Origin of the sequence: Dietzia sp. SYD-A1 (genome assembly GCF_015356725.1) — a bacterium.
Classification (GTDB): domain Bacteria; phylum Actinomycetota; class Actinomycetes; order Mycobacteriales; family Mycobacteriaceae; genus Dietzia.
The window spans coordinates 1-4,404 of the sequence record NZ_JADDKI010000070.1; the positions used below are offsets into that span (position 1 = coordinate 1).

Here is a 4,404-nt window from a genome sequence, read left to right on the forward strand (position 1 = left end):
CATCGCACGCCCGCCCGTCCACGGGCGGCGGTGGTCCGTCCCCGCCCCGAGGCGGCCCGCCCGAGTACGGCGAGCTTGACGGGGCCCGGGACCCGGACCCGACCGGCACTCACCCCGGCCGCGCCGGCCACCCGCAGGCGGTCGTTGAGCTCGGCGAACAGATCGTGCGCGGCCAGCACGGCCACCCGGTCACGCCCGGGGATCCGATCGATCGAGAGGCGGGCGACGCGCAGATCCGCATCCACGTCGTCGGCGAGCTCGGCGACGTCGCGCTCGGTCAGTGCGCGCGGGTCACGGCCCGGAAGATAGTTGCGGCCGAGCTCGAGCGAGTCCTCCCGGATGTCCCGGAGGAAGTTGACCTTCTGGAACGCCGATCCGAGGGCCCGCGCGCCGGCGGCCAGCTCGTCGTCGTCGCCCAGTCCCCCGCCGGCGAACGTCCGCAGGCACATCTCCCCGATCACCTCGGCGGAACCGTGGATGTACCGGCGCAGCGACTCCTCGGTGTGCTCGGTGACCTCCAGGTCGGCCTCCATCGAGTCGTAGAACGGGTCGATCAACCTCGCACCGATCCCGAACCGGCGGGCGGTGTCCGCGAAGGCGTGGGTGACCGGATCGGGGTCGAGACCCCGCTCGACCGCGCGGTGGGTGCGCCGCCGGGCCTCGGCGATGAGGTCGCGGGCCGCGACGGGGTCGTCCATCGCACCGTCGACGACCTCGTCCCCGACGCGGGCCCAGGCATAGATCGCCGCGACGTGCGGACGGGTCGTCGGCGCCAACAGCCGGCAGGCCAGGGCGAACGAGGTGGAGTAGCGGCGCAGGATCACGTCACTGCACGCGCGGGCGGCCTCCGTGAACTCGGCGTGCGGGCTCTGCGGGGTCATCGGGTCCTCTCGAGGGCGGTGGCGAGGTGGTGGTCGAGCGCGGAGCGCAGCTCGTGCGGGACGGCCGGGGAGTCCAGAGCGGCACGGGCGGCGGTCACCAGGTCCTCCGCGATCCCCAGCGCGTGGTCGCGGGCACCGCACTCGGCCAGCAGGGACCGGGCGGCGGAGGGGTCGGGGTCGAGCTCGCCGAGCGCGGCGTCGATGCTCGGCCACAGGTCGGTGGTGGCGGCGTGGGCGAGCAACACGGTGGGGGCCCGTCGCACCAGGTCGCCCTCGTTGGATTTTCCCGTCACCGCCGGGTCGCCGAACACGCCCAGCACGTCGTCGACCACCTGGTATGCCGTCCCCAGATGGCGACCGGCCTCCCGGAGCGGGGGGATCAGCTCCTCCGGCCCTCCGGCCAGGATCACGCCCAGCACCAGCGGCAGGGTCACGGAGTAGGCGGCGGTCTTGGCGGCGCCGATCGCCAGCGCGTGCTCCTGGGTGACGGGCTCCCCGCGGGCCGCCCCCTGCACGTCGGCGTACTCCCCCGCGACGGAGGCCACCACCGCGCCCTCGACCTCCACCATGGCGCGGTGCAGCACGGGCCCCGGCACGGGTAGCCGGGCGAACTGACCCATCGCGGCCACCAGCAGGAGGTCGCCGCCGAGCAGGCCCCCCACCATGCCGACGTGGGCGGCGGTCTCGCGCGGCAGACCCTGTTCGGCGCCCCGGGTCGTGGTGAGACCCTGCAGATTGGGTCGGCCACGGCGGTGGTCGTCGCCGTCGGCCACGTCGTCGTGGACGAGAAAGGCCTCGTGAAGAAGTTCCAGCGCCTGACCGGCCGCGGTGCGGACCGCCTCGTCGCGCCCGCCCGAGTGCGTGAAGACGGCATCGAACAACGCCGAGCGCATTCCTTTGCCGGATCGGGTCGTGGCGTCGAGGTCGGCCGTCCAGTCGTCGACGGCAGACCCCAGACCCTCGGGCAGGGCACGAGCAGTCATCCGCTGGGCGGCGGATACCGAATCCAGTGTCATGTCCTGTTGTTCGGAGCCGACCCTGTCCTGGATACCCCTCACCCCGAATCTTCTCGACGAGATGCGGCGCACCGGCACCCCTCGCCCGGAGCCGCGAAAGTCCACGGTGTCACACGCTCACACTATCGCGGCCCCGAAATGCACGAAGACCCCCGCTTGTGGCAGGGGTCTCCGAGTGCCAGATGATGGATTCGAACCAACGTAGGCATAAGCCGACGGATTTACAATCCGCTCCCTTTGGCCGCTCGGGCAATCTGGCGTGCACCCGTTGAGGCGCTAGGACACGATACAACGCGTGTGACCCCCGGTGCCAAATCGGGGGCCGACGGGATGACCCGGGCCTGAGTCCGCGCCGGGTAGCCTGGCCGGGATCGTCCCCACCGTGAGAGAAGGAGCGCGCCCATGGCCTCGGAGTCCTCGTTCGACATCGTCTCGGAGTTCGACCGCCAGGAGGTGGACAACGCCCTGAACCAGGCCGCGAAGGAGCTGGGGACCCGGTACGACTTCCGCGGGACCGACGCCGGGATCGAATGGAAGGGCGACGACGCCGTGGAGATCGTCGCGGCGTCCGAGGACCGGGTTCTGGCCGCCAAGGACGTGTTCATCGAGAAGCTAGTACGCCGGGGCCTGAGCATGAAGGCGCTCGAGGTGGGCGATCCGATGCCGTCCGGTAAGGGATTCCGCCTGGTCGGTTCGCTCAAGCAGGGCATCGACAAGGAGAACGCCAAGAAGATCACCAAGCTCCTGCGCGACGAGGGGCCCAAGGGCGTCAAGGCGCAGATCCAGGGCGAGGAGATCCGGGTGTCGTCCAAGAAGCGCGACGACCTGCAGGAGTGCATGGCGTTGCTGAGGAAGGCCGACCTCGAGGTCGCGCTGCAGTTCACCAACTACCGGTAGGCCGTCGACAGTGCCCTACCCAGGGGGACGCCCGAGGCGCCGGCGGCGCACCGCCGTGGGATCGGGAGTCCGGGTGGTGGCAGCGACCGTGGGCGTGTCCCTGCTGGCCGGATGTGCTGTCGGGGGCGACGACGACGAGGGCTCCCCTCGACTCACCGTCTTCGCCGCGTCCTCCCTCACCAGCGCGTTCACCCGGATCGCCGACGAGGTCGAGCGGGACGACCCGCGCATGCAGATCCGACTGTCGTTCGACGGGTCCCCCGGGTTGGTCGACCAGATCGCCGCGGGCGCTCCCGCGGACGTGTACGCCTCGGCGGATTCTCGGAGCATGGACCGGGCGGTGGCCGAGGGGCTGATCCCGGGAGCGCCGGTGGAGTTCGCGACCAACGTCCTCACCCTGGTCACCCCGCCCGGGAATCCCGCCGGCATCACCGGACTCGACCGGTCACTCGCCGACGCCCGACTCGTCGTGTGCGCGGAGGGGGTCCCCTGCGGCGACGCCGCACGAGCGCTGGCCGGGGCGACCGGGGTGCAGCTGCGACCGGTGAGCGAGGAATCCAAGGTCACGGACGTGCTGGGCAAGGTGACCTCCGGGGAGGCCGACGCGGGGATCGTCTACCTCACCGACGCCCGCTCCGCCGGTGACAAGGTCGAGCAGATCGCGATCCCCACCGCGTCGTCCGCACCCACCCGGTATCAGATCGCGGTGACCCACCGGGGTGAGGCGGACCGGGCGGATGCGGCCCGGCGGTTCGTCGACGCGGTCACCGGCCCGGTGGGGCGCACCGTACTGAGCGACCACGGGTTCGGCCTCCCGTGACCCGACCCCCGCTCCCCCGCTGGCTGCTCGTCGCCGCGCTCTCGGCGCTGGCCCTGACCTCGGTGCCGCTGCTGGGCATGGCGGTGCGCATCCCGTGGGCGGCGGTCCCCGAGCTGCTCACGTCCGAGGCCGCCCGCCAGGCCACGCTGCTCAGCCTGCGCACGTGCGCGGTGTCCACCCTGCTCTGCGTCCTGCTGGGCACACCCCTCGCCGTCGTGCTGTCCCGGAGCCACGGGCCCCTGGCCGGTGTGGCCCGCACGGTGACGGCGCTGCCGATGGTGCTCCCGCCGGTGGTCGCGGGGCTGGCCCTGCTCACCACCCTCGGACGCGCCGGAGTGGTGGGCCGGCACCTGTCCGTCCTCGGCATCGAGATCGGCTTCACCACCGCGGCCGTGGTGATCGCCCAGACCTTCGTCGCCATGCCGTTCCTCGTGATCTCCCTCGAGGGGGCGCTGCGATCCGTGGACGCCCGGCTCGAACGCACCGCGGCCTCCCTGGGGGCCGGCCCCACCCGGGTGCTCGCCACGGTGACACTGCCGCTGGTCCTGCCCGCACTGCTCGCCGGGGCGTCGATGTCCTTCGCGCGCGCGCTGGGCGAGTTCGGAGCCACCCTGACCTTCGCCGGGTCCCTGCAGGGGACCACGCGCACCCTGCCGCTGGAGATCTACCTGAACCGCGAATCCGGCGCCGACGCCGCGCTGGCCCTGGCCCTGCTGCTGATCGTGGTGGCCGCGATGCTCATGGCCTCCTCGGCGTTCGTTGCGCGGCGCGTGAGCGTGCACCGTGGTTG

Annotated in this window: 5 protein-coding genes and 1 tRNA gene; 3 read left to right on the forward strand and 3 right to left on the reverse strand. The window is 72.3% G+C overall.

Annotated features, from left to right (window positions below; all coding sequences use genetic code 11):
• The 3 genes from IY392_RS03645 to IY392_RS03655 form a co-directional block, all read right to left on the reverse strand.
• A partial coding sequence (locus IY392_RS03645; RefSeq protein ID WP_194860525.1) for a phytoene/squalene synthase family protein occupies positions 1 to 881 on the reverse strand: 881 nt, incomplete at its 3' end.
• The gene (locus tag IY392_RS03650) at positions 878 to 1,897 is read right to left on the reverse strand and encodes a polyprenyl synthetase family protein (RefSeq protein ID WP_194860526.1); all 1,020 of its coding nucleotides are present in this window, start codon (positions 1,895 to 1,897) and stop codon (positions 878 to 880) included. The genes IY392_RS03650 and IY392_RS03645, both read right to left, overlap by 4 nt.
• Positions 1,898 to 2,073: 176 nt before the next feature.
• Positions 2,074 to 2,156 (reverse strand) — tRNA-Tyr (locus IY392_RS03655).
• Between the two features lie 143 nt (positions 2,157 to 2,299).
• On the opposite strand from IY392_RS03655, the gene IY392_RS03660 reads away from it, so the two are divergent.
• The 3 genes from IY392_RS03660 to IY392_RS03670 form a co-directional block, all read left to right on the forward strand.
• Entirely contained in the window at positions 2,300 to 2,794 is a 495-nt protein-coding gene (locus tag IY392_RS03660) for a YajQ family cyclic di-GMP-binding protein (RefSeq protein ID WP_107757128.1), read from the forward strand.
• Positions 2,795 to 2,867: 73 nt separating this feature from the next.
• A complete protein-coding gene (gene modA / locus IY392_RS03665; protein WP_194860527.1) occupies positions 2,868 to 3,614 on the forward strand; it encodes a molybdate ABC transporter substrate-binding protein in 747 nt (248 codons plus the stop codon).
• A partial coding sequence (locus IY392_RS03670; RefSeq protein WP_194860528.1) for an ABC transporter permease occupies positions 3,611 to 4,404 on the forward strand: 794 nt, incomplete at its 3' end. The genes modA and IY392_RS03670, both read left to right, overlap by 4 nt.